The organism is Streptomyces sp. NPDC028368 (genome assembly GCF_055565615.1).
In genome coordinates this window covers 245,005-270,880 of record NZ_JBVHTY010000003.1, presented here as the reverse complement: position 1 = coordinate 270,880, position 25,876 = coordinate 245,005, and the positions used below count along the sequence as shown (strand labels likewise).

Sequence of the window (25,876 nt, the reverse complement as noted above, 5' to 3'; positions counted from 1 at the left end):
GACCGACCAGATGGCCGCCGACCCGGTCATAGACGTCCCACAGCTGCCCGAGCCACAGGTTCGCGAGACCACGGCGCACAGCATCCCGGGCGGCCTCGCCCTGCTGCTGACCGTGCTGGGGGTCGCCCTCGGCATCGCCGCGATCAGCGTCGGCGGCGTCCTCAGCTCCGGCGACAACCGGTCGCTGACCGCACCGTTCGCGATCGTCGGCGCGCTGCTGGTGATCGGCTCCTTCTTCTGCATGACCGGCGTGAAGATGGTCGCGCCCGGTGAGGCCCGGGTCATCCAGCTCTTCGGCCGGTACGTGGGCACCATCCGCACCGACGGCCTGCGCTGGGTCAACCCGCTGACCTCCGCCCGGAAGATGTCCACCCGGGTGCGCAACCACGAGACCGCCGTACTGAAGGTCAACGACGCCTACGGCAACCCGATCGAGCTCGCCGCCATCGCCGTATGGAGGGTGGAGGACACCGCCCGTGCGCTCTTCGAGGTCGATGACTTCCTGGAGTTCGTCGGCACCCAGGCCGAGGCGGCCGTCCGGCACATCGCGATCGAGTACCCCTACGACGCGCACGACGAGGGCGGCCTGTCGCTGCGCGGCAACGCCGAGGAGATCACCGAGAAGCTCGCCCTGGAACTGACCGCCCGGGTGCAGGCGGCCGGCGTGCAGATCATCGAGACCCGCTTCAGCCACCTCGCCTACGCCCCCGAGATCGCCTCCGCGATGCTCCAGCGCCAGCAGGCCGGCGCGGTCGTCGCGGCCCGCCAGCAGATCGTCGAGGGTGCGGTGGGCATGGTCGAGTCGGCGTTGGAGCGGATCAGCGAACAGGGCATCGTCGAGCTGGACGACGAGCGCAAGGCGGCGATGGTGAGCAATCTGATGGTGGTGCTGTGCGGCGACCGGGCCGCCCAGCCCGTCCTGAACACGGGCTCGCTCTACCAGTGAGCGCCGACACCGAGGGGTCCGGCGCCGAAGGCGGTCGGACCCCCGCGCGGCGGCCGCAGCAGCGCAAGCAGGTACTGCTGCGGCTCGACCCGTTGATCCATGACGCCCTCGCCCGCTGGGCGGGCGACGAGCTGCGCAGCGCCAACGCACAGATCGAGTTCCTGCTGCGCAAGGCACTGGCGGACACGGGACGGCTGCCCCGGGGGGCGGGTGCGATTCCCCGGCGGGGGCGGCCGCCCAAAGGGGCGGCGGAGGCTCCGGATGCTCCGGAGGCCTCGGAGGGTGACCACCGGCCGGGCGGCAACTGAGCGGAGGGCGGCAAAGTGGCCGGCGGCCGGCCAGGACTCCGATCTATACATCGTAGGTATACACCTCGTGTAGAGTGCGCGGCATGCCCATCGGACACCCCCTGCCCGCACGCCCGGAGGCCCGCGCATGACCCCGGCCGGTGCCCTGCTCGAGGCGACCGCGCTGCGCACGGCGTACGGGTCCACGCCCGCGCTCGACGGCGCCGAGTTCTCCGTCCACCCGGGCGAGGTGGTCGCCGTCATGGGCCCCTCCGGCTCCGGCAAGTCGACGCTGCCGCACTGCCTCGCCGGCGTCATCGGCCCGGACTCCAAGACCGTCCGCCACGGCGGCCGCGATCTCACCGCCATGAGCTTTACGCGGCGCAGCGCCCCGCGCCGCTCCGACTTCGGCTTCGTCTTTCCCGGTGAGGTCTCCGGCGGGCAGGGGCTGGGGGCACCTCCCAGCGATAGCCGGGGGAGGGTCGCGGTGGCCCGCGCGCCGGCGTCCCGGCCGCAGGTGGTCTTCGCCGATGAGCCGACCGGCGCCCTGGACTCCCTCAACGGGGAGCGGGTGATGGCGCTGCTGACGGATGCGGCGCGGGACACCAACGCCGCCGTCGTGCTGGTCACGCACGAGACCCGGGTCGCCGCGTACTCCGACCGCGAGGTCGTCGTGCGGGACGGCGTGGCACGGGACGTGGCGGCCGCGGCATGAGCGCGGACAAGAAGGAGCGCCGCGGCGCCTGGGCCCGGGACCTGGCGATGGGGATGCGGTTCGCGGCCGGCGGCGGGCGCGAGGGCTGGATCCGTACGGCCCTGACGGCCGTCGGCGTCGGGCTGGGTGTGGTGCTGCTGCTCGGCGCCGCGTCCGTCCCGCACATCCTCGAGCACCGGCAGCAGCGCGGGGACGCCCGTATCCCGACGCGCCCGGAGACACCGGCCGAGCCGTCCGCCCGGACCCTGGTCGTCACCCACACCGAGACCACGTTCCGCGGGGACCGCATCACGGGCATGCTGCTGCGTCCCGACGGCCCCGCCGCACCCCGGCCGCCCGGCGTCACGGCGCTGCCGCGGCCGGGCGAGATGGTCATCTCCCCGGCACTGAAGGAGCTGCTGGCCTCGGCGGACGGGAAGCTGCTGCGGGAGCGGCTGCCGCTGCGGATCGCCGGCACCATCGGCGACCCCGGTCTGGTCGGGCCCGGTGACCTGACGTACTACGCGGGACGTGCCTCCCTCACCGTCGGCGACGACGCCTTCCGCATCACCGCCTTCGGCCGGAAGACCGAGGACGTGGCCATGCCCCCGACGCTCACCCTGCTGATCATCGTGGCGTGTGTGGTGCTGCTGACGCCGGTGGCCCTCTTCATCGCCACCGCCGTGCGGTTCGGCGGCGAGCGGCGCGACCGGCGGCTGGCCGCGCTGCGCCTGGTCGGCGCCGATATCGGGATGACCCGCCGGATGGCCGCCGGGGAGGCCCTGTTCGGCGCGCTGTGCGGGCTGCTGCTGGGCGGTGCGCTGTTCCTGGGCGCGCGGCAGCTGATCAGCTCGGTCACCATCTGGGACGTCAATACCTTTCCGGCCGATGTGGCCCCCGTCCCCGCACTGGCGGCGCTGGTGCTGCCGGCCGTACCGCTGCTGTCGGTGGCGGTCACGCTGTTCGCGCTGCGCGGGGTCGCCATCGAGCCGCTGGGCGTCGTACGGAATTCCTTGGGGCGGCGGCGCCGGCTGTGGTGGCGGCTGCCGCTGCCGGTCGCGGGGGCGGCCCTGATGCTGGTCAGCGGACGGCCTCGGGCCGACGGCGGGGTGGTCCGTGCGAACGGGATCGCGGGCGGCGCGGTGCTGTTCCTCGTCGGGATCAGCGTGCTGCTGCCGTGGCTGGTCGAGGCGGTCGTGGCGCGCTTTCGGGGTGGTCCGGTGCCGTGGCAACTGGCCGCCCGGCGCCTCCAGTTGAGCAGCGGCGCGGCCGCCCGCGCGGTCAGCGGCATCACCGTCGCGGTCACCGGGGCCATCGCCCTCCAGCTGTTCTTCGCCGCCGTCCAGGGCGACTTCATGAAGGTGACGGGGCAGGACTCCGGCCGGGCGCAGCTGGACATCGGGCTGCCCGCCCGGGACATCGCCACGACCCGGAAGATGATCGCGGAGTTCCGGGCGACCAAGGGCGTCCGCGGCGTGATCGCATCCATTCACAGCTCGGCCTCCCGGCCGGGACCGCAGCGCAAGGGCGAGGATTTCATCCCGAGCACCGAGGTCACCGTCGGTGACTGCACCACCCTGCGGGAGCTGGCCCGCACCGGCGCCTGCAAGGACGGCGATGTCTTCGTGGTCAAGGACGGCAGCGGCGTGGTGGACGACACGTACCTCGCCCGGACCGCGCGGCCCGGCGCCACGGTGCTCCTCAACCGCGACCTGATGACCGACAAGCCGGCCGGCAGGCCGCGGCTGTGGACCATCCCGGAGTCGGCCCGCGTGGTCTACTCCCGCAAGGACCCGATGGGCCGGCTGAACTTCGGCATCTTCGCCACCCCCGGCGCCCTGGACACCGCCGCCCTGGCCGCCCCCAGGGCCCGCGCCATGGTCCAGGTCGACCCGCGCGTCCCCGACGCCGAGGAGTACGCCCGTAACACCGCGGCCCGCATCGATCCGGTGACGGACGTCCGCACCCTGCAGAACCTCACCCGCGACAAACAGTTCGCGAGCGTGCGCACCGGCCTGCTGGTCGCCTCCACCGCGACCCTGGCGCTGATCGCCGCCGGCATGCTGGTCTCCATGCTGGAGCAGCTGCGCGAGCGGCGGCGGCTGCTCTCGGTCCTGGTGGCGTTCGGCGCCCGGCGCGGCACGCTCGGCTGGTCGGTGCTGTGGCAGACGGCCGTCCCGGTGGCGCTGGGGCTCGCCCTGTCCGTCGCGGGCGGTGTCGGGCTGGGTCTCGTGCTGCTGCGGATGGCGGGCAAGAGCGATATCGCATGGTCGGCGGTCTGGCCGCCGGCCGCGACCGGGGCCGCGCTCGTGGCTCTGGTCACCCTCCTGAGCCTGCCGCCGCTGTGGCGGATGATGCGGCCGGACGGGCTGCGGACGGAGTGAGCGACGGCGGCCCCGGGGCCCGGCCACCGCCGGTCCCCGGGGCCGCTTTCCCGCTATACCTCCCGCGTATACACGACGGATACACCCGCAACGTAAGGTGGTCGGCATGTCAATCGGTCATACGCTGCTGGGCCTGCTGGAGTCCGGCCCCCGCCACGGCTACGACCTCAAGCGAGCCTTCGACGAACACTTCGGGCAGGACCGGCCGCTGCACTACGGCCAGGTCTACTCCACGATGTCCCGGCTGCTGAAGAACGGCCTGGTCGAGGTGGACGCCGTGGAGGCGGGCGCGGGCCCGGAGCGCAAGCGGTACGCCATCACGGACGCCGGCGTCACGGACGTCGCCCAGTGGCTGTCGCGCCCCGAGAAGCCCGAGCCCTACCTGCAGTCCACGCTCTACACCAAGGTCGTCCTGGCGCTGCTGACCGACCGCAACGCCGCCGAGCTGCTGGACACCCAGCGCACCGAGCATCTGCGGCTGATGCGCGGACTGACCGAGCGCAAGCGCGGCGGCGACCTCGCCGACCAGCTGATCTGTGACCATGCGCTGTTCCATCTGGAGGCCGATCTGCGCTGGCTGGAGCTGACCGCCGCCCGGCTGGACCGACTGGCAGAGACGGTCCGGGCATGACGCCGGAGGGATCCCTGCTCAGTGCCGAGGCACTGCACAAGGCGTACGGCGCGACCCCCGCACTGGACGGCGCGGAGTTCTCCATCCACCCGGGCGAGGTGGTCGCCGTCATGGGCCCCTCCGGCTCCGGAAAATCGACGCTGCTGCACTGCCTCGCCGGGATCATCACCCCGGACTCCGGCACGGTGCGCTACGGCCCGCACGACCTGACCCGCCTCGGCGACGCCCGGCGCAGCGCCCTGCGCCGCTCCGACTTCGGCTTTGTCTTCCAATTCGGTCAGCTGGTACCGGAGTTGACGGCGCTGGAGAATGTCGCGCTGCCGCTGCGGCTGAACGGCACCAAGCGCAAGGAGGCCGAGCGGCAGGCGCAGGGGTGGCTGGAGCGGCTGGAGGTCGAGGCCGTACGCGGTCAGCGGCCCGGTGAGATCTCCGGCGGGCAGGGCCAGCGGATCGCGGTCGCCCGCGCGCTCGCCACCCGCCCGCGGGTGATCTTCGCCGATGAGCCGACCGGCGCCCTGGACTCCCTCAACGGCGAGCGGGTGATGGCCCTGCTGACCGATGCCGCCCGCGACACCAACGCCGCGGTCGTGCTGGTCACCCACGAATCCCGGGTCGCCGCCTACTCCGACCGCGAGATCGTCGTCCGCGACGGCAAGGTGAAGGACATGCTGGCGGGCCTGGTATGAGCCGTCCGTACGTGGATTGTTCGTACGTGGGCTGTCCGTACGTGGGCTGTCCGTACGTGGGTTGTCCGTACGTGGGCTGTCCGTGCGGATGAGCAGGACCCGCTCCGGCCCCGCGGTCCGGGGTCGGGGCCCGGCCATCGGCACCTGGGCCCGGGACCTGGCGATGGGGATGCGCTTCGCGGCCGGCGGCGGGCGCGAGGGCTGGATCCGTACGGCCCTGACGGCGCTCGGCGTCGCCCTGGGTGTGGCCGTCCTGCTGCTCGGGGCGTCCGTACCGTCCCTGACCAGCGCCTGGCACGGCCGGGAGAAGGCACGCGAGAACCTCGGCCAGAAGCACGAGCCGAAGGCCGCCGACAACACCGTGCTCTACGCGTCGGCGGACACCACCTTCCACGGCACCCGGATCCGCGGGCGCCTGGTACGGCCCGACGGCTCGCATCCGCCCGTGCCGCCCGGCATCCGCCGCCTCCCCGGGCCCGGACGGATGCTGGTCTCGCCCGCCCTCAAGGAGCTGCTGGACTCCCCCGGCGGCGCCCTGCTGCGCGAGCGGCTGCACTACCGCGTGGCCGGGGTCATCGGGGACGCGGGCCTGCTCGGCCCGCAGGAGCTCACCTATGTCGCCCGGCCCACCGCCCTCCGCGAGGCCGCCGGCTACCGCATCGACCACTTCGGCAAGGACTGGGAATCGCCGCCGATGCGGGGGCCCGTCGTACTGCTCGTGATCATGACGTGTGTGGCGCTGATGATGCCGGTCATGGTCTTCATCGGCACCTCCGTACGGTTCGGCAACGAGCGCCGCGAGCGGCGGCTGGCCGCGCTCCGCCTGGTCGGCGCCGATGTCCGCACCACCCGCCGGATCGCCTCCGGCGAGGCCCTGTTCGGCGCGCTGCTGGGGCTGGCCGGGGGCGCCGTACTGTTTCTGGGCGGCCGGCAGTTCGCGTCGCCGATCACCCTGTGGGACGTCAACGTCTTCCCCTCGGACGTGACGCCCGGCCCGCTCGCCGCCGCGGCGATCGCCGTCCTCGTCCCGACGGCCGCGGTCCTGGTGACGCTGATCGCGCAGCGCGGCATCACCGTCGATCCGCTCGGCATCGTCCGCAACCGCCCGCCGCTGCGCCGCCGGCTGCCGTGGCGGCTGGCGCTGCCCGCCCTGGGCGCCCTGCTGCTGTTCCCGGCCGGGGTGCCATGGACCGAGACCGGGCTCAACACCGTCCGTCTGACGGCCGGTTCGATCCTGCTGCTGTTCGGGGTCACCGCGCTGCTGCCCTGGCTGGTCGACGCGGCCGTCGGGCGGCTGCGCGGCGGCCCGGTCCCCTGGCAGCTCGCCGTCCGCCGCCTCCAGTTGAGCAGCGGCTCGGCCACCCGCGCGGTCGGCGGCATCACCGTCGCGGTGGCCGGTGCCATCGCGGTCCATATGCTCATGACCGGGATGCAGGCCGGTTACGCCCAGGCGTACGCGATGTCCGGCAAGCTGCCGCGGGTCGGCTACTGGGTCGAGGCGGACGACTGGCCGCACACCCAGCGGGCGCTCACCGCGCTGCGGGCCACACCCGGGGTGACCGCGGCGCGCGGCGCCATCGACGCATCCGTGGGCCGGATGCCGGGCCCCGGGGGCGACGCGTCCGGCAGGCAGACCGCGTCCCTCGGCGTCGGCAGCTGCGGCGAACTGCGGCGGCTGGCCCGGCTGCCCTCCTGCCGGGACGGCGATGTCTTCCTCACCGGCGCCCGGGACCGGGGCTCCGCCACCGTCCCCGGGCCGGTCGTGGCCCCCGGGGCGACCCTCGACCTCAACCCGAGGTTCGGTGACGACGACACCCGGCAGGCCCCCCGCCCCTGGCAGATCCCCCGCACCGCCCGCCCCGCCCAGCTCCGCGCACCCGGAATCGGCCCGGACGCCTACTCGTACGACCTGCTGGCCACGCCCGGCGCGATCGACACCACCCGGCTCGAGTACCCCACCATGGAGCTCAAGGTCGACTTCGACCGCGGCACCCCGGACGCCCTCGAGCGCATCCGCACCGCCGCGGCGGGCATCGACCCGACCCTGCGCGAGTACTCCAACCTCGACAACCCCCATGACCGGCAGCTCTCCAGTGTCCGCGCCGGCGTCTTCATCGGCTCCGTCCTCACGCTGCTGCTGATCGGCTCGGGCCTGATCATCTCCACCGTCGAGCAGCTCTACGAGCGCCGCCGGCTGCTGTCCGCCCTCGACGCCCACGGCACCCGCCGCACCACCCTGGGCTGGTCGATCCTGTGGCAGACCGCCCTCCCGGTCGTCCTCGGGCTCGGCCTCGCGCTCGGCTGCGGGCTCGCGCTGGGGACGCTGCTGCTTACCATGATCGGCAGCGCGGTGGTCGTGGACTGGCCGGTGGTGGCCGGGATGGCCGCTATCGGCGCCGGGGTGATCCTGTTCGTCACGGCGCTCAGCCTGCCGCCGCTGTGGCGGATGATGCGGCCGGACGGGCTGCGGACGGAGTGACGTGCCGATGCCGTACGACCCGCACGACCGGATGCGGTCCGGCCCCCGGGGGCCGGAGGCCGTCCGCTGGTGCCGTGATCTGGCCATGGGCGCCCGGTTCGCCGTCACCGGCGGCCGCAAGGGCTGGATCCGTACGGCCCTGACGGCGCTCGGCGTCGGGTTGGGCGTGGCCGTACTGCTGCTCGCCGCCGCCATCCCGAACGCCTTCAACGCCGCCCTGGCACGCGACCGGTCCCGCACCGTGGCGCCCGCCGCACAAGGATCCGGCCCCACGGACCGCACCCTCCTGACCACGTCGGCGAGTACCACGTACCGCGGCGCGGCGGTCCACGGCCTGGCCGTACAGGCGGAGGGGCCGCACGCCCCCGTCCCGCCCGGCCTGTCCCGGCTCCCCGGCCCCGGTGAGCTGGCCGTCTCCCCCGCCCTCGCCGACCTCCTGGCCTCCCCCGACGGCGCGCTGCTCAAGGACCGCTTCCCGCATCTGCGGATCACCGCCCGCATCGGCGACGCGGGCCTGACCCACCCCGGCGAACTCCGCTTCTACGAAGGCACCGACGCGCTGCGCGGCCCCGGCGACACCGTCGAGCGGATCGCCGGCTTCGGGGCACCCGCCGCGCGGTTCGAGTCGAGCCCGCTGGTCGTCGTGGGCATCTCGGTCGGCTGCGTCGCGCTCCTCGCGCCCATCGCCGTCTTCCTCGCGACCGCCGTACGCGTCGGCGGGGAGCGCCGCGACCGGCGGCTCGCCGCGCTCCGGCTGGTCGGCGCCGACCGGGCCACCACCCGCCGGATCGCCGCGGGCGAGGCGCTCGTCGGCGCCCTGCTGGGCCTGCTCACCGGCACCGTGCTCTTCCTCGCCACCCGTGTCCCGCTCTCCTTCCTCACCGTCGCCGGCTTCGGCGTCTTCCCTTCCGACGTCGTCCCGGACGCGGTCCTCACCGCCTTCATCGCCCTGGCCGTCCCCGGCTGCGCGGTGGGCGTCACGCTGTTCACCATGCGGCGGGTCACCGTCGAACCGCTGGGGGTGACCCGTACGGTGCCGCCGCTGCGCCGCAGGCTGTGGTGGCGGCTGCTGCTGCCCGCCGCCGGGGTGGCGCTGCTGCTGCCCCAGGCCATCGGCGGATTCCGCTCCGGGGACGCGGCCACCACCCAGCTGATCCTGGGGACCTCGCTCCTCCTCCTGGGCGTCGCGGTGTTGCTGCCCTGGCTGCTGGACGCCGCGGTGGCCCGGCTGGGCCGCTCCGGGCGCGGCGGCCCGTCCTGGCAACTGGCCGTACGGAGGTTCCAGTTGACCGGCGCCACGGCCGTCCGCTCGGTCAGCGGGATCACCGTGGCGGTGGCCGGCGCCATCGCCGTACAGCTGCTGCTGACCGGCACCGGGGGCGCATTCCCGTCGGAGGCCGCGCCCGCCACCCGGTGGACGGCGGCCGAGGCCCGGGACGGCACGCTGCCCGCCGCCCACGCCCCCGAGATGTACGCTCGGCTGGCCGCCGCCGACGGCGTCCGCACCAGCCACGGCCTGATCACCGCGTACGCGGGCCCCGCCACGCCCCCGCGCGACACCGGGCGCGGCCCCGCCCAGGAGTACGACGACCCCGAGCCCTACCCCCTGGTCCTCGCCGACTGCCCCGCCCTCCGCCTGCTGGCCCGCATCGGCGCCTGCGCCGACGGCGACGTCTTCGTCACCGACGCCCCCGGCAGCGCCGGCCCGCCCCCGCGCCCCGGCCAGCGCCTGGCCCTCGAACCGTCCGCCGCCCGCACCGACCACCGCCGCCCCGCCACCTGGACGGTCCCGGCCACGGTCCGCCACGCCGTCACCCACGGCACCCTCCCGCCCTGGTTCGCCACCCCTCGCGTCCTCATCACCCCCCAGGCCCTGGACGCCGGCCTCCTGCGCCATCACACCGTCACGGCGCTGCTCCGCCTCGATCCGGACCGCCCCGACGCCCTCGAACACCTCCGCAACGCCGCCGCCCACATCGACCCCCGTGTCGCCGTTTTCTCCCCGACCCCCGACCCCTACGCCCCCGACAGCGACACCGACGACGCCCTGAGCCTCACCCGCCGCGGCCTGACCGCAGGCGCGATCGCCGTCCTCCTCCTGATCGGCTGCGGCCTCCTCCTCACCACCCTGGAACAACTCCACGACCGCGCCCGCCTGTTGTCCGCCCTCGACGCCCTGGGCACCCCCCGCGCCGTCCTGGGCCGCTCGGTCCTGTGGCAGACCGCCCTCCCCGTCGCTCTGGGCCTCACCCTCGCCGTCACCTGCGGCCTCTCCCTCGGCTCCCTCCTCCTCCACATGGTCAGCCGCCCCCTGAAACCGGACTGGCCGGCCATCCTCACCCTCACCGGCACGGCCGCCACCGTCATCCTGGGCGTCACGGCCCTTTCCCTGCCGCTCCTTTGGCGCCTGATGCGGCCGGAGGGCCTCCGTACGGAGTGAGCCCCCTTAAGATCACCTCGCCAACCCTCGTCGTCCGCGATGGTGTTGGCGCCATGTCACGCACCATCAGGGGGACCCTCCATGCGCAAACTCGTCTACTGCATCGCCACCACCCTCGACGGCTTCATCGCCGGCCCGGACGGCGCGGACCCCACCGGCCCCGACGGCTTCTGGCCGATCCCCGGCGACTACCTCGAACACCTCACCACCGAACTCCCCGAAATCCTCCCCGTCCAGGCCCGCTCGGCCCTCGGCATCACCGCCGAAGGCACCCGTTTCGACACCGTCCTCGAAGGCCGCAAAACCTACGGGATAGGTCTCAAGGCGGGCTTCACCGACTGCTACCCCCACCTGCGCCACCTGGTCTTCTCCCGCACCCTGACCGAGAGCCCGGACCCGGCCGTGGAACTGGTCGCCACCGACCCGGCCGAGAAGGTACGGGAGCTGAAGCAGCAGCCCGGCAAGGACATCTGGCTGCTCGGCGGCAGCGAGCTGGCCGGCGCCCTCTACCCGGAGATCGACCAACTCCTCCTCAAGGTGGGCCCGTTGACCATCGGCTCCGGCATCCCTCTCTTCTCCCCCACCACCGCCTTCGACCCCCGCACCTGGGAACTGACCGCCCACAGTGTCCTCAAGAGCGGCGCGGCGTTCCTGACGTACGACCGCCCGGCCGCCCCGTAACGAACAGGACCCGTATGCGCCCGCGCACCCCGACCCTGCTGGACGAAGTCGACTGGCTGATGGAGCGGGTGCCGGGCGCCCGGTTCGAGGTGATCGGGGGTGAGATCTGTGTGACGCCGTTGGCGGATGTGGCGCATGCCCGCGTGCTGTCCCGCCTCCAGGACCTGTTCGTCCGCGCGGGGCTGGATGACAAAGCCACGGAAGCCCTCCAGCGAGTCGGCGTCTGGCTTCCGGGCGGCCCGTACGACTTCGCCATCCCCGATCTCTCCGTCGTCGACGACTTCGAGGGCCACGAGGTCGAGTACAACTGCTGCGACCCGGTGATCTTCCGCCTGGTCCTGGAAGTGACCTCGAACAACTACGGCAATGAGCTGCGGTCGAAGGTCGCCGCGTACGCCGATGCCCGGATCCCCGTATACGTGATCATCAACCGGCGGGACGAGCGCATCCACGTCCTCACCAGTCCCTCCGACGGCGAATACCGCGAACACCGGGTACACGCTCCGGGCGAGCGCGTCACGCTCCCCGCCTCCATCGGCGCGGAGGTCGAGTTCGATGTGACGGCACTCCTCGAAGTCGCCCGTCGCTGACTCCTCGAACGGGTGAACGTGGTCGTACGAGACGTATGGAGGTGCCTCTGCCTACGATGATGGTCTCGGCACCCGCCCTCAGGAGGCACCTGATGTCCGCAGCACCTGTCGAGTACCCCCAGCCCTCTTACAGGGCCAGGCCAATGACGCTGCTCGAAGCGGCCAACGAGATCATGGAGCGCCTCCCCGGCTACCGAGCCGAGATCATCGGAGGCACCCTTACAGTGACCCCAGCGCCGGACGGCCCTCACGCACGGGCCCTGACGAAGCTCATGCGACCCTTTATCGCGGCCGGATTGGACGACGGCGAGACGGCGGTGCTTCAGAACCTCGGCCTCTGGCTCCCGGACGGTCCCGAGGACTATGCCATCCCTGACCTCTCGGTCGTCGACGCCGATTTCGACGAGCACCTCATCGAAGAGACCAATTACGACCCCGTGGTCTTCCGCCTCGTCCTCGAAGTGACGTCGAGCAACTACAACAATGACCTCAAGTCAAAGGTCATCGCCTACGCGAACGCCAAGATTCCCATCTACGTGATCATCGATCGCAAGCACAATCGCGTCCACGTCCTCACCGACCCCAACGAGAATGGGTACGACAGCCACCGTGTCCACGCCCCTGGAGAGCAGGCCATCCTTCCCGCCTCTCTCGGCGCCGAGGTCAAGCTCGACGTAGAGGCGATGCTCAAGTATGGGCGGAAAGGAAACTGACGGCTCACCCCTCCACCACCCGCACCGGCAACAACCGCATCGCCTCCCGCAGCGCCCCCGCGAACTCCTCGAATTCCGCCTGGCGCGCGGTGCCCGTCCGCATGGCGAGGGCGATTCTCCGCGACGGCTGCGGGTCCGCGAAATAGCCGGTCGTCAGCAGGTCATTGCGGGCCGTTTCCACCCGTAGCGCCGTACGCGGCAGCAGCGTCACCCCGAGTCCGCCGGCCACCAGCTGGACCAGCGTCGACAGCCCGGCCGCGCTCGTCGTCACCGGGGCGCCTTCCTCCCGGCCCGCCTCGCGGCAGATGTCCAGGGCCTGGTCGCGCAGGCAGTGGCCCTCGTCCAGCAGCAGCAGATCGAGCTCCTTGAGCGCCTGCCGGGGGATGTCGGCGCGGCCGCCCAGCCAGTGCTCCTTGGGGGCGACCAGGACGAAGTCCTCGTCGAACAGCGGGAGTTCGGCGATCTGGGGGACGCCGAGGGGGACGGCGAGGAGGAGGAGATCGAGGCGACCCTGGGTCAGGCCGTCGAGCAGCGAGGCGGTCTGCTCCTCGTGGACCTGGAGGTCGAGGTCCGGGTAGGAGCCGTGGGTGAGTCTGAGGACCGTCGGCAGGAGGTAGGGCGCGACGGTGGGGATGACGCCGAGGCGCAGGACGCCGGTGAACGGGGCGCGAGCCGCCTCCGCCTCCTCCATCAGGTCACCGACCGCCTCCAGGACCGCACGGGCGCGCGCCGCCACCCGCTCCCCCGCGGGCGAGAGCAGCACCTTGCGCGTCGTACGCTCCAGAAGCTGTACGCCGAGTGCCTCCTCCAGTGCGGAGACCGCGCCGGACAGCGCGGGCTGGCTCATGCCGATCTCGGCGGCCGCCTCGCGGAAATGCAGATGCTCGGCCACGGCCGCGAAGGCCCGCAGCTGGGCCAGGCTGGGCTGGCGGGGCCGGCCTCCGGGGCTCACCGGGGACACCACTGATAACCACCTCCGATCAACATCAACCAGTCTAGCTATTTCCCTGATCAATGGCTGCTGTGGCACTGTGTGAATCGTCCAAGCCCCAAGGAAAGCCGCCGATCCCCCAAAAAGGGCCTTAAAAGGAACGTCGTGCCGGCTTTTCCCCCCGCTGCAAGGAGAGCGCGTGCTCACTGTCGGTGACAAGTTCCCCGAGTTCGACCTGACCGCCTGCGTCTCGCTCGAGTCCGGCAACGAATTCGAGCAGATCAACCACAAGACCTACGAGGGCAAGTGGAAGGTCGTCTTCGCGTGGCCCAAGGACTTCACCTTCGTGTGCCCGACCGAAATCGCCGCCTTCGGCAAGCTGAACGAGGAGTTCGCCGACCGTGACGCGCAGGTACTCGGCTTCTCCGGTGACTCCGAGTTCGTGCACCACGCCTGGCGCAAGGACCACCCGGACCTGACCGACCTGCCCTTCCCGATGCTCGCCGACTCCAAGCACGAGCTCATGCGTGACCTGGGCATCGAGGGCGAGGACGGCTTCGCGCAGCGTGCCGTCTTCATCGTCGACCAGAACAACGAGATCCAGTTCACGATGGTGACCGCCGGTTCCGTGGGCCGTAACCCCAAGGAGGTCCTGCGGGTCCTGGACGCCCTGCAGACCGACGAGCTGTGCCCCTGCAACTGGTCCAAGGGTGAGGACACCCTCGACCCGGTTGCGCTCCTCTCCGGCGAGTGAACTGACCACGGAACGGAAGGCCGATCTGACATGGCTCTCGACGAACTGAAGTCCGCCGTACCGGACTACGCCAAGGACCTGAAGCTGAACCTCGGCTCGGTCATCGGCAACAGCGACCTGCCCCAGCAGCAGCTGTGGGGCACCGTCCTGGCCTGCGCGATCGCCTCGCGCTCGCCGAAGGTGCTGCGCGAGCTGGAGCCGGAGGCCAAGGCCAACCTCTCCGCCGAGGCGTACAAGGCCGCCAAGTCGGCCGCCGCCATCATGGCGATGAACAACGTCTTCTACCGCACCCGGCACCTGCTGTCGGACCCCGAGTACGGCAACCTCCGTGCCGGTCTGCGGATGAACGTCATCGGCAACCCGGGCGTGGAGAAGGTCGACTTCGAGCTGTGGTCGCTGGCCGTCTCGGCCATCAACGGCTGCGGTCTGTGCCTGGACTCGCACGAGCAGGTGCTCCGCAAGGCGGGCGTGGACCGCGAGACGATCCTCGAGGCCATCAAGATCGCCTCGGTCCTGCAGGCCGTGGGCGCCACGCTGGACGCCGAGGAGACGCTGGCGGAGTAATCCCCGGCGCCACCTTTCACCACATACGGAAACCCCGCAGATTCTTCTGCGGGGTTTCCGTATGTGTGGGGCCGTATGTGTGGGGCCGTATGTGTGGGGCCGTATGTGTGGGGCCGTATGTGTGGGGCCGTGCGTGTAGCGCCGTGCGTGCGGTGCCGGAGGGCCGCTACTCGCCGGCCTCCCCCGCGCCCGTACGGGCCTCCGTGGGCGTCGGCCCGAGCGCCGTGGCCCCGTGGTGCGGCGCCGGCATCATCCGCAGCGCCTGCTCCTTGGAGTACGAGCGGAGGTAGCCGACGACGGTGTTGGTGACGGCCACCAGGGGGACGGCGACAACCGCGCCGCCGACGCCCGCGATCAGGCTGCCGGAGGCGACCGAGAGGATCACCGCGAGGGGGTGGACCCGTACCGCGCGGCCCAGAATGAACGGCTGCAGGACATGGCCCTCGATCTGATTGACGGCCAGGACGATCGCCAGCACCATCAGGGCCGCGAAGACGCCCTGGGTGACGAGCGCGACGACGCAGGCCAGCGCGCCGGAGACCACCGCGCCCACCAGCGGGATGAAGGCGAACAGGAAGATGAAGACGGCGAGCGGGACGGCCAGCGGGACGTCGAGGACCCACAGGCCGATGCCGATGAATATCGCGTCGATGAGGGCGACTATCACCGTGCCGCGGACGTAGGCGGTCAGCGTGCGCCAGGCCCGCGGTCCGGCGCCCGCCACGCCCTCGCGGGCCGCGCCGGGGAAGATTTTGAGGAGCCAGGTCCAGATGCGGCGGCCGTCGTAGAGCAGGAAGAGCGTGGTGAACATCGCCAGCAGGATGCCGGTGAGCACCTCGATGACGACGGTGACGCCCTCCAGCCCGGCCGAGGTGATCGCCTCGGTGTTGTGGCCGACCGCTTCCTGCAGATTCTTGGCGATCTGGTTGATCTGACCCTCGGTCACATGGAACGGGCTCTTCAGCAGCCAGCCCTTGAGCTCGGTGATGCCCTCCTGGATGCGGCTGGACACCGAGTCGATGTTGTCCTGGACCTGCCACACCACGAACCAGCCGACCAGGCCCATGACAACGAACCCGCCGATGAAGGTCAGCGCGGTGGCCAGGCCCCGCGCCAGCCCGCGGTGGCGCAGCCACGCCACGGTGGGCTGGAGCAGCGCGGTGATCAGCAGCGCCGCAATGAAGGAGAGCACGACCAGTTGGATGGTGGTGATGACCTTCGCCAGCACCCAGAGCGTCCCGGCCAGTACCAGCAGCCGCCAGCCGACCTCGGCGGCGACCCGTACGCCCCACGGCACCGCCGCGACGGGGTCCGGGCGGGCCGCGACGGCCGGTGCGTAGGAGGGCGGGGCGGGGACGGAGTCGGGCGGGAGGGGCGGGGCGGCCGGCGGTGCGTCCTGGATGGCGGCCCGCGGCACGCCGTCCACGACGTCCGGTACGGCCGTGCGGGTGGCGGTGAGCACTGCGGCCGGGCCGTCGGCGGCCGGCGCGTAGGACGGCCGCGCGGGAACGCCTTCGGGCGGGTACGTGCCGCGCCTCAGCTCGTCCGGGTCGCCGGCCTCCGCCCGGCGGCGCTGGTCCTCCAGCCGCTGCGAGAGCCGCGTCAGACCGGCGCCGAGGCCACCGACCCACTGAGGCAATCTGGACATGTCGCTTCCTCTTCCCCTCCCCTACGCCACACCTGACGGCACGACGTTACCTGTGCCGGATACGCGAAACCCCCGACGCTGACGCGGTCGGGGGTTTCGGAAGTGCCGTGCTGCCGGCGATACGGCCCTGGTACGGCCTAGTACCAGCTGTTGGCCTGCCAGAACGACCAGGCGCCGCAGGGGCTGCCGTAGCGGTCGTTCATGTAGTTCAGGCCCCACTTGATCTGGGTTGCCGGGTTTGTCTGCCAGTCGGAACCCGCCGAGGACATCTTCGAGCCCGGCAGGGCCTGGACGAGTCCGTAGGCGCCCGAGGAGGCGTTGGTGGCGTGGTAGTTCCAGCCGGACTCATGGTCCACGATGTTGCTGAAGCACTGGAACTGGTCGCTCGCCATCATCTGCCGGGCGATGCCCTGCGTCTCGGCGACGGTGTATGAGCTCTTGCCGAGGAGGTCGCTCACGTCGCGCGAAGCGGAGCGGGACGCGGCCAGCTCCTTCTTCTTGCGTGCGTCGGCGTCCTTCTTCGCCTTGGCCTCGTCCGCGGCGTCCTTCTTGGACTGCGCGGTGTCCGCGGCTGCCTTACGGGCGGCTTCCTGCGCGGACTTGAGGGCCGCCGCGTCCGCCTGGCTGGACTGGTCGTCCGCCTGCTGCGTCAGGGAAGCCGTCTGCACCTGGGCCTGTGCGCCCGCGGGAATGTCGGCGATCGTCGCGTCGGCAGCGGCAGCCTCGGTGTTGCCCATCGAGGCGGGCTCGTTGCCTGCAGCGACGCCGACAACGGCGCCGACGGTGGTGACCGCGGTGGCGGAGGCCACGGCGAATCCCCGGACCGAGATCCGGCTCACACGATTTCCTTCCAGCATCGCCCGCATAGGTGACCTCGCGGACGCAATCGTGCCCCTGGCGCTGGTCTCCCCTTGTTCCGGACCCAGTTGAACGGGCGGGACCGGCTGGTCACGGGAGGCACTGGCCCGGTACGTCCCCCTCGGGGGTCCGCGTGGTGCTCGGGCGGCATACGGCGACTCGCTATGAAGTTCGGTTGTTCCGCACCTCTGGGGATGCTGGTGGTGCCGTATGCGGGGCCTGACAGGACCCAGACTCTGCCCGAACGGCACGCCGTGAATCAATTCCCGGCCGGGTGTGAAAGCTCACACCTCGTTTACGCACCAGTATTTTCGGATATCCCCGCGCATACGCGCGCCGCCCGGCTAAGCTCCTTCGCTTCTCCGGGCGGCGCGGTGGTTCACAACGGGTCAGATCCTGCCGTCCTCCAGCATTTCGGTCACCAGTGCGGCGATCGGGGATCGCTCGGAGCGGTTGAGGGTGACGTGAGCGAAGAGCGGATGGCCCTTCAGCTTCTCGACGACCGCGACCACGCCGTCGTACCGCCCGACCCGCAGATTGTCCCGCTGTGCGACGTCATGTGTCAGTACGACCCGGGAGTTGGCCCCGATACGGGACAGAACCGTCAAAAGGACGTTCCGCTCCAGGGACTGGGCCTCGTCCACGATGACGAACGCATCGTGCAGCGACCGCCCGCGGATGTGTGTGAGCGGCAGCACCTCCAACATGCCGCGCCCCACGACCTCTTCGATGACGTCCTTGGTGGTCACCGCGGAGAGCGTGTCGAAGACCGCCTGCGCCCAGGGGCTCATCTTCTCGGCCTCGCTGCCCGGCAGATAGCCCAGCTCCTGCCCGCCGACGGCGTACAGCGGCCTGAAGACCATCACCTTGTGGTGCTGCTGGCGCTCCAGTACGGCCTCCAGCCCCGCGCACAGCGCCAGCGCCGACTTGCCCGTACCGGCCCGGCCGCCCATCGAGACGATCCCGACCTCCGGGTCCAGCAGCAGATCCAGTGCGATCCGCTGCTCGGCACTGCGGCCGTGGATCCCGAACGCCTCCCGGTCGCCCCGCACCAGCCGGACCCCGCCGTCCGCGGTGACCCGGCCGAGCGCCTTCCCGCGCTCGGACTGCAGCACCAGTCCCGTATGTACCGGGAGGTCCTCGGCGCCCGGAACGTCCGCGGTCTCGGCGGCGAACAGATCGTCCACCTGCTCCGCGGAGATGGCCAGTTCAGCCATGCCCGTCCAGCCGGAGTCGGTGATCGCCAGCTCGGCGCGGTACTCCTCGGCCAGCAGACCGACCGAGGACGCCTTGATGCGCAGCGGCAGATCCTTGGAGACGACGGTGACGTCGTACCCCTCGGCCTGCAGATTGCGCGCCACCGCGAGGATCCGGGAGTCGTTGTCGCCGAGGCGGAAGCCGGCGGGCAGGATGCCCGGGTCGGAGTGGTTCAGCTCGACCCGGAGCGTGCCGCCGAGCTCGCCGATGGGGATGGGGGCATCCAGCCTCCCGTACTGGACCCGGTATTCGTCCAGCAGCCGGAGCGCCTGCCGTGCGAAGTAGCCGAGTTCGGGATGGTGCCTCTTGGCCTCCAACTCCGTGACCACGACGACCGGCAGGACGACTTCGTGTTCGTCGAAGCGGGCCATGGCGCCTGGATCCGCAAGCAGGACGCTGGTGTCGAGGACGTAAGTGCGCCGGCCGTTCTCACGGCGCTTGTTGCTGTTCACCACGGGTGGACGAACCCCCTCGGATGAGGTTGGGGTGCGACGGCGTCGCGGGGGACAGGACCGGGTTCAGGCCACGATGCGCGGGCCGAACACCGGCCCTCCGCGTCGTCCGTGCACTGCGCACGATCGTCCGTGATGTGCAAAGGGCCTCCCGGGCGGACGGCCCCATGCCGTCCGCTGAGATACGGCACCCGATGTCTTGTTCCGGACGCCGACCTGCAAGGGATATGCCCTCGATGACCCGCCCCCATGCCACGGCATATGACACACGGTCGATGAACCTTTGGTTACGGCCGTCGATCACGGGTGGCGGCTGAGCGGCGAAGACGCCGGTGGGGCAGGCCGTTCGGGGCGGGCGTACTAGGGGGTGTCGTCGAATTCCCGTCGTTCGCCCGTAGGGCGGGGCGCGCGGCGTCTGGTGCGGTGCATCGCAAGGCGGAGGTGCGCCCGCATAGTGGTTCTATGCGGGTGTGCCGACAACGCCGCGAGGTGCCGTGGCAGACGCCGCGCGCCAGGCGGGAATTCGACGACACCCCCTAGAAGCCGTAACGGCGGTGGCGGGCGGCGTAGTCGCGCAGTGCGCGCAGGAAGTCGACCTTCCGGAACGCCGGCCAGAAGACCTCGCAGAAGTAGTACTCCGAGTGGGCGCTCTGCCAGAGCATGAAGCCCGACAGCCGCTGTTCGCCGCTGGTACGGATCACCAGGTCCGGGTCGGGCTGGCCGCGGGTGTAGAGGTGTTCGGAAATCAGATCGATGTCGACGATCTCGGCGAGCTGCTCGAAGGTGGAGCCGCGCTCGGCGTGGTCCAGCAGCAGCGAACGCACCGCGTCGGCGATCTCCTGGCGGCCGCCGTAGCCGATCGCGACGTTCACCAGAATGCCCTTGTTCTCGAGCGTGGCCTGCTCGGACTCCTTGAGCACCCGCTGGGTGGCTTCCGGCAGCAGATCGCGGTTGCCGACGTGGTGCACCCGCCAGCGGCCGTCGGCGGCCAGGTCGCGCACGGTGTTCTCGATGATGCCCAGCAGCGGCTTCAGCTCGCCCTCGGGCCGGTCGAGGTTGTCCGTCGACAGCAGCCAGAGCGTGACGACCTCGACATCGGTCTCCGCGCACCACCCCAGCAGCTCGCCGATCTTGACCGCGCCCGCCTGATGGCCCTGCTCGGGGGTCCGCCCGTCGGCCCGCGCCCAGCGGCGGTTGCCGTCCAGGATGACGCCGATGTGCTTGGGCACCTGGGTGTGGTCCAGGCGGCCCTCCACCCGGCGCGCGTACAGCCGGTAGACCAGATTGCGCAGTGCGGGCGGATAAGGGATGCGCACCCCGGAAGATCGCGTCATATGTGGTCCAGCCCCTCCGTGCCGAAATGGCCATCGCCCCGTCGCCTCAAGTGGGCAACTTTACGTCTCGGGTGTGTCGACGGCCCAATCAGGTGTGTCACAGGTACGTGATAGGGAGATGAGCATGACTGGCACATCTGACTACCGCGCCGTGGATTCGCGCTACGACTCCATGGACTACCGGCGTACCGGCCGCAGTGGCCTGAAACTCCCCGCTATCTCTCTCGGACTGTGGCACAACTTCGGGGACGACCGCACCCTGACCTCCCAGCGGGCGATCCTGCGCCGGGCCTTCGACCTGGGCATCACCCACTTCGACCTGGCCAACAACTACGGCCCGCCGCCTGGGTCCGCCGAGCTGAACTTCGGCAAGATCTTCGCACAGGACTTCCGGCCCTACCGCGACGAGATCATTCTCTCGACGAAGGCCGGATATCTGATGCACCCCGGTCCCTACGGTGAATGGGGATCGCGGAAATATCTCCTCTCGTCGTTGGATGCCTCACTGAAGCGGATGGGTGTCGATTACGTCGATATCTTCTACTCGCACCGCTTCGACCCGCACACCCCGCTCGAAGAGACGATGGGCGCGCTGGCGTCCGCGGTCCACCAGGGCAAGGCGCTCTACGCCGGTGTGTCGTCCTACAACGCCGAGCAGACCCGCGAGGCGGCCGGCATTCTGCGCCAAATGGGTGTTCCGGCGCTGATCCACCAGCCCTCGTACTCGATGATCAACCGCTGGACCGAGGACGACGGCCTGCTCGACACCCTCGAGGCCGAGGGCATGGGCTGCATCTCCTTCGCGCCGCTGGCGCAGGGCATGCTCACCGACAAGTACCTGCACGGCATCCCCGAGGGGTCGCGGGCCTCCCAGGGCAAGTCCCTGGACCCGAATCTGCTGTCCGGGGACGTCGTACGGCGTCTGCGCGGCCTCAACGACATCGCCACCCGCCGCGGCCAGTCGCTGGCGCAGCTGGCCCTGTGCTGGGTGCTGCGCGACGAGCGGATGACCTCCGCGCTGATCGGCGCCAGCAGCGTGGCGCAGCTGGAGGCCAATGTCGCGGCCCTGGAGGGGCCCGAGGTCACGGATGCGGAGCTGGCCGAGATCGACGAGTTCGCGACGTCGACGGAGGGCGTGAACATCTGGGCCAAGCGGGGCTAGCCCCGTACGACCGGCGGACCGGGGCAGGAGCCGTTGTGGGTTGCGGTCGGTGGTGGGCCGGGAAGCCGGGGTGCCCGCTGCGGCTCCTGCCGGGCGGCACAAAAAAACGGGCCGGTCCGTGGGGGGGGGTTACGGACCGGCCCGAGGGGGGGTTTCCACCATAACCCCGACGGAGGGGTGGTGCGTGCACCGCCACGATTGCGGCGTGGCTCGGCGCGGCGGCGGGCGGCAGGGGCGGGCGCCCTCAGGCCGTCGCGGCGGCCCCCAGGAGCAGCCCGCCGAACGCTCCAATGATCATGAATGGCCCGAGTGGCATGGCCTTCGGCCCGCCGCGCCGGGCCAGCATCAGCCCCGCTCCGTACAGGGCACCGATCAGCACCCCCGCCGCGCCCCCGGTGACGACGGTGCGCCATCCGTACCACCCAAGGGCGATGCCCAGCCCGATCGCCAGCTTGACGTCACCCAGGCCGAGGCCCGCCGGGTTGACGACGAACAGCAGGAGATAGAACACACCCAGCGCCAGTCCGCCCAGCAGCGCCCGCTCCCATGCCCCGGACTCCCCCGTCAGCCGGCCGACGAGTCCCAGCGCCGCGGCCGCCACGGCCGCCAGCGGCAGCGTCAGCTCGTCCGGGAGGCGGTGCACCCGCAGGTCGACCGCGGCCAGCAGGACGGCGACCGGCGCCATCGCCAGCCAGACGGCGAGCTCGGGCCGCCCCCCGGTGGCCGCCGCGAGCCCCGCACAGGACAGCGCGGTAACGGCCGCCGTCGGCAGCGCCCCCGGCCCGTACGCCCCGCACCCCGCCTCCGGGCAGCGTCCCCGTCCCAGCCAGCCCCGTGCCGCCCCGCCGATCGCATGCCCGCCGGGGCAAGCCGCCCGCCATGTCTCCTCCGGCTCGACGGCCATCCGGTGGACGGGCCGAGGTATGAGCAGCCCGGCCGCGGCCCCGTAGGCGGCGGCGAGAACCATCAGCATCACCGACATGCCCCGACCCTAGACGGGGCCGCCGGGGGCTGCGGAGGGCTGTGGACTTACCCGTCCCACGCGGCAGCTGATAGAACGACGGGCATGGCGCGCTGGAAGAACGGCCCGGGGATCCTGCACGGCACGGACACCGGCGCGGGCGCGGACACCGGCGCGGGCAGCGGCATCCCGGTGGAGATCGCGGCGTCCTACCGGGCCCGCACCCGTGGCCTGTTGGGCCGCGACGGTATCGAGGGGGCGCTGCTGCTGACCCCGGCGAGCGGGGTGCACACCTTCCGGATGCGGTTCGCGATCGATGTCGCCTATCTGAGCCGGGACTTGACCGTGCTGGCCGTACGCACCATGCGCCCCGGCCGGCTGGGCCGACCCCGGCTGCGCGCCCGGCACGTCCTGGAGGCGGAGGCCGGCGCGATGGCCCGCTGGGGCCTGCGCCCCGGCTGCCGCCTGAGCGTCACGCGGCCGCCCCTCACCCCGTACGCGGGAAGCTGACCTCGACCCGGCGGTTCTTCTTGCGGCCGGCTTCGGTGGCGTTGTCGGCGATCGGGTACTGCTCGCCGTAGCCGCGGATATCGAACGACACCGAAGAGCCGAGGTCGTTGGCCAGTTCCCGCTGCACGGCGTTGGCGCGCTGCTTGGACAGCGTCAGACCGTGCGCGGCCGAGCCGAGATTGTCGGTGAACCCGAACACCCGCAGGCTGGTGGCGCTCTGCCGCTTGACCTCGGAGGCGATGGTGTCGATACGCGACAGCGCGTCCGGCGAGAGCTTGGCACTGTCCTTGCCGAAGAGAACCTCGGCCTGGAGCGAGAAGGTCACATTGTCGTTGGTGTCCTGGCGGCGCTCGGAGCCGTCGTCGCTCTCGACGATGGACTTGATGTTGAGGACCTTGGAGGGGGCGAGCCTGGCACCCTGGACCATGCGGAGGTCGGGGTCGTTGGGGTCGATGCGGACCGGTGGGGCGGAGTCCTCGTGGGTTCCGGGCGGGTCGTCCGCCTTGGCCGTCGGTGTCAGCAGCCCGGCGACAAGTATGGCGGTGACGGCTGCCGTCAGGGCCCTGGGGAGCGTGCGGCCTGTGGACATGGGGGCACTCACCCGGTGATCTCGATGTCGGCGGAGGGGAAGGTCGGCAGCTGGAATTCCACATCGGTCGTGCTGGCCGGCGGCGACGGGAACTGCATGAAGACCGGCAGGGTCTCTCCGGCCTTGATGATCCGGATGCCGGTCGTCGCCAACGGGCGCCCCTCGGTGTCCCGCAGGACGTAGTAGCGCTTGCGCTCCTTGGCGTCGATCAGCGTCGCCCCGCCCAGGTGGTTTCCGTGCTGCTGCATCTCCGTCTCGTCGCCCCGCCAGGCGGACGATTCGCTGAACGGCTCGGCGCTGGTGTTCTTCAGGACGCCCTGCACCGTGACGAAGCCACCGGCGTCCCGCACCGCGGAGTTGAGGGTGAGAACCATGCCCTTCTTGCCCTTGAGCACCGCGATGACCTTGGTGGAGTCCGCGGCGGGCGCGCTCGCCGGGGAACTGTGCGAGCCGGTCCGCGACTTGGGCTTCTTCGCAACGTCCGTCGCTGGGCTGTCGCTGCCGCAGCCGACCGCGCCGAAGGCCAAGCCGGCGGCAATCACGATCGCGGCCGCCGCCTTACGGCGCTTCGCGGTGCGTCGCATGCTCATGGGCGAGATTCCTTTGCTGGTCATCGGTGCTCATTCAGCGAGGGGTAATTCAGCGAGGGACGGGCGGCGGAGGGTCATCGGGCGAGTCGGACGGCGAAGAAGTCGGCGGGCTCGGGGAAGGGGTCGAGGTGCTTCGGGTCGAGGGTCCAGTGCTTTCCGTCGCAGGTCAGCTCGATCTTCCCCGTGCCGGCCCGCTTCTTCTCCTCCCCTTTCTTACCGGCCTTGCCGCCGTCGCCGCCACCGTCTCCGGGCTGCCCCGCCTTCGCGGGCAGTACGGTGCAGCGCGGGACGACGACCGCCTTGGCGCGGGCCGACGCATGGGTCCGTTCCGTACCGGGGACGATCGAATCGCCCACCGTGCCACGGGTGGTGACCTCCACGGCGAAGGATGTCGGCCAGGAGTCGGGGGTGCAGCCGGTGACATCGGCGTCGTTCTTCCCGGCGAACCACCCGGCGCTGTCGCAGGCGGTGCCGGTGGGGGCACCCATAGCCTTCAGCAGGTCCTTCCAGGCGTCGTCGTCGCCGTCGAGCGCCTTGCGCAGCGCGCGGTAGACGTCGTCGCGGTAGCTCTGGGCTGCGCCCAGGGCCGCGGCGTCGGCGGCGGTCTGTGCGCCGTTGCGGGTGGCGGCCGCCTGGCCTACGGCGAAGAAGGCGAAGGCAAGGAAGAGCAGGCCCGCCACGGCCACGATATAGAGGGGGAAGGCCTGCCCTGCGTCTCGCCGTACGCCGCGCCGCACGGGGTCAATCAGCCGGTGAGCTGAGAAATCTTCGCGGTGATGGCGTCGTAGATGGACTGGCCGATGTCCGTACCGGCAATCGCGATGACGATCGCCACGACCACCGCGATGATGCCCAGGTACTCGATCGAGGTCTGTCCCCGGTCGTTCCCCAAAAACCGCTTCGCCATCGTCTTCCCCTCCATGGGCGGCCGGCCCGCTCTGGTCCGGCTGGTCTGCCCCCGTGGTGTCGGCGCGGTTGTCCGCGCGCGTGACACTTGAAAAGTACGCCGGATGAGCGTTCCCGGAACAGGGATTCCGAACCCCTTCCTCCGTGAGGAAGAGGAACGGGCGGCGCAACGGCACATTCTGGCCACTCAGTCGCACCTCGACCACCCCCGCTCCCCCTCCGGGATCATCCGGCACTTCGACACCACTGGAACCGGCCGGCCCACTCGTACCGGGGTGCGAGGGGGGCCGCCAGGACGTCCACTGTGGCACAACTCGTTGCTCCTGCGAAGTCGTTGGCGAGAAGCGGGGTCCGTAGCGTCCTCATCCGGCCGCGTACCGTGCCGCGTCGGCGAGGGGGTGGGACAGGCCCGAGCAGTCGTTGCCGCCGGAGGGGTCGGGGGCGTACAGCGACCACACCGAGACCGCCTCGAAGAGCAGTGGCAGCAAGCCCAGGAGCAGGAGCGCAAGGGCGACGGCGGAGGCCGTCGACGAGCCCGTGCGCCACCCCCGGCGGGCCGCCCGCACGAGCAGTGCGACGTACAGCGCGGGGGCCGCGAGACCGCAGGCGAGACCGGCCCAAGCGGCGATGTGCATCCGCAAGGATGGGCCGAAATAGTGGCAGTCGTGGAAGGTGTCGTGGGCGAAGGCGGTGGCGAAGAGGGTGAAGAAGCCGGCGCCGAGGAGGACGAGGGCGGGGACGCCGAGGGCGGTGCAGCGGCGCCAGGTGAGGGAGGGTGCGGTGGGGTCCACGGGTGCGGTCCGCCGGCCGGGATCGGTCTGCTGCATCT

At 71.3% G+C, this 25,876-nt stretch carries 26 protein-coding genes; 15 read left to right on the top strand and 11 right to left on the bottom strand.

Annotated elements, in window-relative coordinates; translation table 11 throughout:
- The first annotated feature begins 10 nt into the window (after positions 1-10).
- The 11 genes from ACZ4S3_RS08285 (at position 11) to ACZ4S3_RS08235 (ending at position 12,531) form a co-directional block, all read left to right on the top strand.
- Positions 11-946, top strand: coding sequence for an SPFH domain-containing protein (locus tag ACZ4S3_RS08285; RefSeq protein WP_467929641.1), 936 nt, complete (start codon positions 11-13; stop codon positions 944-946).
- Positions 943-1,254: a type II toxin-antitoxin system antitoxin gene (locus ACZ4S3_RS08280; RefSeq protein WP_467928228.1), complete on the top strand. Its 312-nt coding sequence runs from the start codon at positions 943-945 to the stop codon at positions 1,252-1,254. The genes ACZ4S3_RS08285 and ACZ4S3_RS08280 overlap by 4 nt, the downstream gene beginning before the upstream one ends.
- Before the next feature lie 127 nt (positions 1,255-1,381).
- Positions 1,382-1,948 carry an ABC transporter ATP-binding protein gene (locus ACZ4S3_RS08275; protein WP_467928225.1) on the top strand — a complete coding sequence of 189 codons (567 nt, stop codon included), beginning with the start codon at positions 1,382-1,384 and terminating at the stop codon, positions 1,946-1,948.
- The gene (locus ACZ4S3_RS08270) at positions 1,945-4,311 is read left to right on the top strand and encodes an FtsX-like permease family protein (protein WP_467928220.1); all 2,367 of its coding nucleotides are present in this window, start codon (positions 1,945-1,947) and stop codon (positions 4,309-4,311) included. Before ACZ4S3_RS08275 ends, ACZ4S3_RS08270 begins: the two co-directional genes overlap by 4 nt.
- Positions 4,312-4,417: 106 nt before the next feature.
- Positions 4,418-4,942 (top strand): PadR family transcriptional regulator, encoded by a 525-nt coding sequence (locus tag ACZ4S3_RS08265; protein WP_467928215.1) that lies wholly within the window; start codon positions 4,418-4,420, stop codon positions 4,940-4,942.
- Positions 4,939-5,628, top strand: a complete 690-nt coding sequence (locus ACZ4S3_RS08260) for an ABC transporter ATP-binding protein (protein ID WP_467928210.1) — start codon at positions 4,939-4,941, stop codon at positions 5,626-5,628. Before ACZ4S3_RS08265 ends, ACZ4S3_RS08260 begins: the two co-directional genes overlap by 4 nt.
- Positions 5,629-5,716: 88 nt before the next feature.
- Positions 5,717-8,107 carry an FtsX-like permease family protein gene (locus tag ACZ4S3_RS08255; protein WP_467928207.1) on the top strand — a complete coding sequence of 797 codons (2,391 nt, stop codon included), beginning with the start codon at positions 5,717-5,719 and terminating at the stop codon, positions 8,105-8,107.
- 7 nt (positions 8,108-8,114) lie between these two features.
- Positions 8,115-10,547: an FtsX-like permease family protein gene (locus tag ACZ4S3_RS08250; protein WP_467928202.1), complete on the top strand. Its 2,433-nt coding sequence runs from the start codon at positions 8,115-8,117 to the stop codon at positions 10,545-10,547.
- An 81-nt stretch (positions 10,548-10,628) separates the two neighbouring features.
- Positions 10,629-11,228, top strand: a complete 600-nt coding sequence (locus tag ACZ4S3_RS08245; protein ID WP_467928197.1) for a dihydrofolate reductase family protein — start codon at positions 10,629-10,631, stop codon at positions 11,226-11,228.
- Positions 11,229-11,242: 14 nt separating this feature from the next.
- Complete coding sequence (locus tag ACZ4S3_RS08240; RefSeq protein ID WP_467928193.1) at positions 11,243-11,818, top strand: Uma2 family endonuclease; 576 nt, start codon at positions 11,243-11,245, stop codon at positions 11,816-11,818.
- Between the two features lie 92 nt (positions 11,819-11,910).
- Entirely contained in the window at positions 11,911-12,531 is a 621-nt protein-coding gene (locus ACZ4S3_RS08235; protein ID WP_467928189.1) for a Uma2 family endonuclease, read from the top strand.
- 4 nt (positions 12,532-12,535) lie between these two features.
- On the opposite strand, the gene ACZ4S3_RS08230 is transcribed toward ACZ4S3_RS08235, so the two are convergent.
- On the bottom strand, positions 12,536-13,495 hold the full coding sequence (locus tag ACZ4S3_RS08230; protein ID WP_467928185.1) for a hydrogen peroxide-inducible genes activator: 960 nt from the start codon (positions 13,493-13,495) through the stop codon (positions 12,536-12,538).
- Between the two features lie 166 nt (positions 13,496-13,661).
- On the opposite strand from ACZ4S3_RS08230, the gene ACZ4S3_RS08225 reads away from it, so the two are divergent.
- Together ACZ4S3_RS08225 and ACZ4S3_RS08220 are read left to right on the top strand one after the other, a co-directional pair.
- Positions 13,662-14,216 carry a peroxiredoxin gene (locus ACZ4S3_RS08225; protein ID WP_467928181.1) on the top strand — a complete coding sequence of 185 codons (555 nt, stop codon included), beginning with the start codon at positions 13,662-13,664 and terminating at the stop codon, positions 14,214-14,216.
- 30 nt (positions 14,217-14,246) lie between these two features.
- Positions 14,247-14,780 (top strand): alkyl hydroperoxide reductase, encoded by a 534-nt coding sequence (locus tag ACZ4S3_RS08220; protein WP_467928177.1) that lies wholly within the window; start codon positions 14,247-14,249, stop codon positions 14,778-14,780.
- Between the two features lie 166 nt (positions 14,781-14,946).
- Here the strand turns inward: ACZ4S3_RS08220 and ACZ4S3_RS08215 are convergent, their stop codons facing one another.
- From ACZ4S3_RS08215 to ACZ4S3_RS08200, 4 genes are all read right to left on the bottom strand, one after another.
- Positions 14,947-16,428: an AI-2E family transporter gene (locus ACZ4S3_RS08215; protein ID WP_467928173.1), complete on the bottom strand. Its 1,482-nt coding sequence runs from the start codon at positions 16,426-16,428 to the stop codon at positions 14,947-14,949.
- 137 nt (positions 16,429-16,565) lie between these two features.
- A complete protein-coding gene (locus ACZ4S3_RS08210; protein ID WP_467928171.1) occupies positions 16,566-17,267 on the bottom strand; it encodes an aggregation-promoting factor C-terminal-like domain-containing protein in 702 nt (233 codons plus the stop codon).
- A 408-nt stretch (positions 17,268-17,675) separates the two neighbouring features.
- Positions 17,676-18,998 (bottom strand): PhoH family protein, encoded by a 1,323-nt coding sequence (locus ACZ4S3_RS08205; RefSeq protein ID WP_467928166.1) that lies wholly within the window; start codon positions 18,996-18,998, stop codon positions 17,676-17,678.
- 533 nt (positions 18,999-19,531) lie between these two features.
- The gene (locus ACZ4S3_RS08200) at positions 19,532-20,329 is read right to left on the bottom strand and encodes an isoprenyl transferase (protein WP_467928162.1); all 798 of its coding nucleotides are present in this window, start codon (positions 20,327-20,329) and stop codon (positions 19,532-19,534) included.
- Positions 20,330-20,453: 124 nt separating this feature from the next.
- Between ACZ4S3_RS08200 and mgrA the strand changes: the two genes are divergently transcribed.
- Positions 20,454-21,491: an L-glyceraldehyde 3-phosphate reductase gene (gene mgrA / locus ACZ4S3_RS08195; RefSeq protein ID WP_467928158.1), complete on the top strand. Its 1,038-nt coding sequence runs from the start codon at positions 20,454-20,456 to the stop codon at positions 21,489-21,491.
- A gap of 244 nt (positions 21,492-21,735) precedes the next feature.
- Here mgrA and ACZ4S3_RS08190 read toward each other — a convergent pair whose 3' ends face one another.
- On the bottom strand, positions 21,736-22,473 hold the full coding sequence (locus ACZ4S3_RS08190; protein ID WP_467928156.1) for a prepilin peptidase: 738 nt from the start codon (positions 22,471-22,473) through the stop codon (positions 21,736-21,738).
- Positions 22,474-22,557: 84 nt separating this feature from the next.
- On the opposite strand from ACZ4S3_RS08190, the gene ACZ4S3_RS08185 reads away from it, so the two are divergent.
- Positions 22,558-22,962: a DUF192 domain-containing protein gene (locus tag ACZ4S3_RS08185; RefSeq protein ID WP_467928152.1), complete on the top strand. Its 405-nt coding sequence runs from the start codon at positions 22,558-22,560 to the stop codon at positions 22,960-22,962.
- On the opposite strand, the gene ACZ4S3_RS08180 is transcribed toward ACZ4S3_RS08185, so the two are convergent.
- The 5 genes from ACZ4S3_RS08180 to ACZ4S3_RS08160 all read right to left on the bottom strand — a co-directional run bounded on the left by ACZ4S3_RS08180 (position 22,940) and on the right by ACZ4S3_RS08160 (position 25,874).
- Complete coding sequence (locus tag ACZ4S3_RS08180; protein WP_467928148.1) at positions 22,940-23,551, bottom strand: OmpA family protein; 612 nt, start codon at positions 23,549-23,551, stop codon at positions 22,940-22,942. The genes ACZ4S3_RS08185 and ACZ4S3_RS08180 overlap by 23 nt on opposite strands.
- 8 nt (positions 23,552-23,559) lie before the next feature.
- Positions 23,560-24,141 (bottom strand): hypothetical protein, encoded by a 582-nt coding sequence (locus ACZ4S3_RS08175; protein WP_467928143.1) that lies wholly within the window; start codon positions 24,139-24,141, stop codon positions 23,560-23,562.
- Positions 24,142-24,215: 74 nt separating this feature from the next.
- The gene (locus ACZ4S3_RS08170; RefSeq protein WP_467928138.1) at positions 24,216-24,878 is read right to left on the bottom strand and encodes a pilus assembly protein TadG-related protein; all 663 of its coding nucleotides are present in this window, start codon (positions 24,876-24,878) and stop codon (positions 24,216-24,218) included.
- An 8-nt stretch (positions 24,879-24,886) separates the two neighbouring features.
- A complete protein-coding gene (locus ACZ4S3_RS08165; RefSeq protein WP_467929748.1) occupies positions 24,887-25,048 on the bottom strand; it encodes a hypothetical protein in 162 nt (53 codons plus the stop codon).
- A gap of 361 nt (positions 25,049-25,409) precedes the next feature.
- A complete protein-coding gene (locus tag ACZ4S3_RS08160) occupies positions 25,410-25,874 on the bottom strand; it encodes a hypothetical protein (RefSeq protein ID WP_467928134.1) in 465 nt (154 codons plus the stop codon).
- Positions 25,875-25,876: the final 2 nt, after the last annotated feature.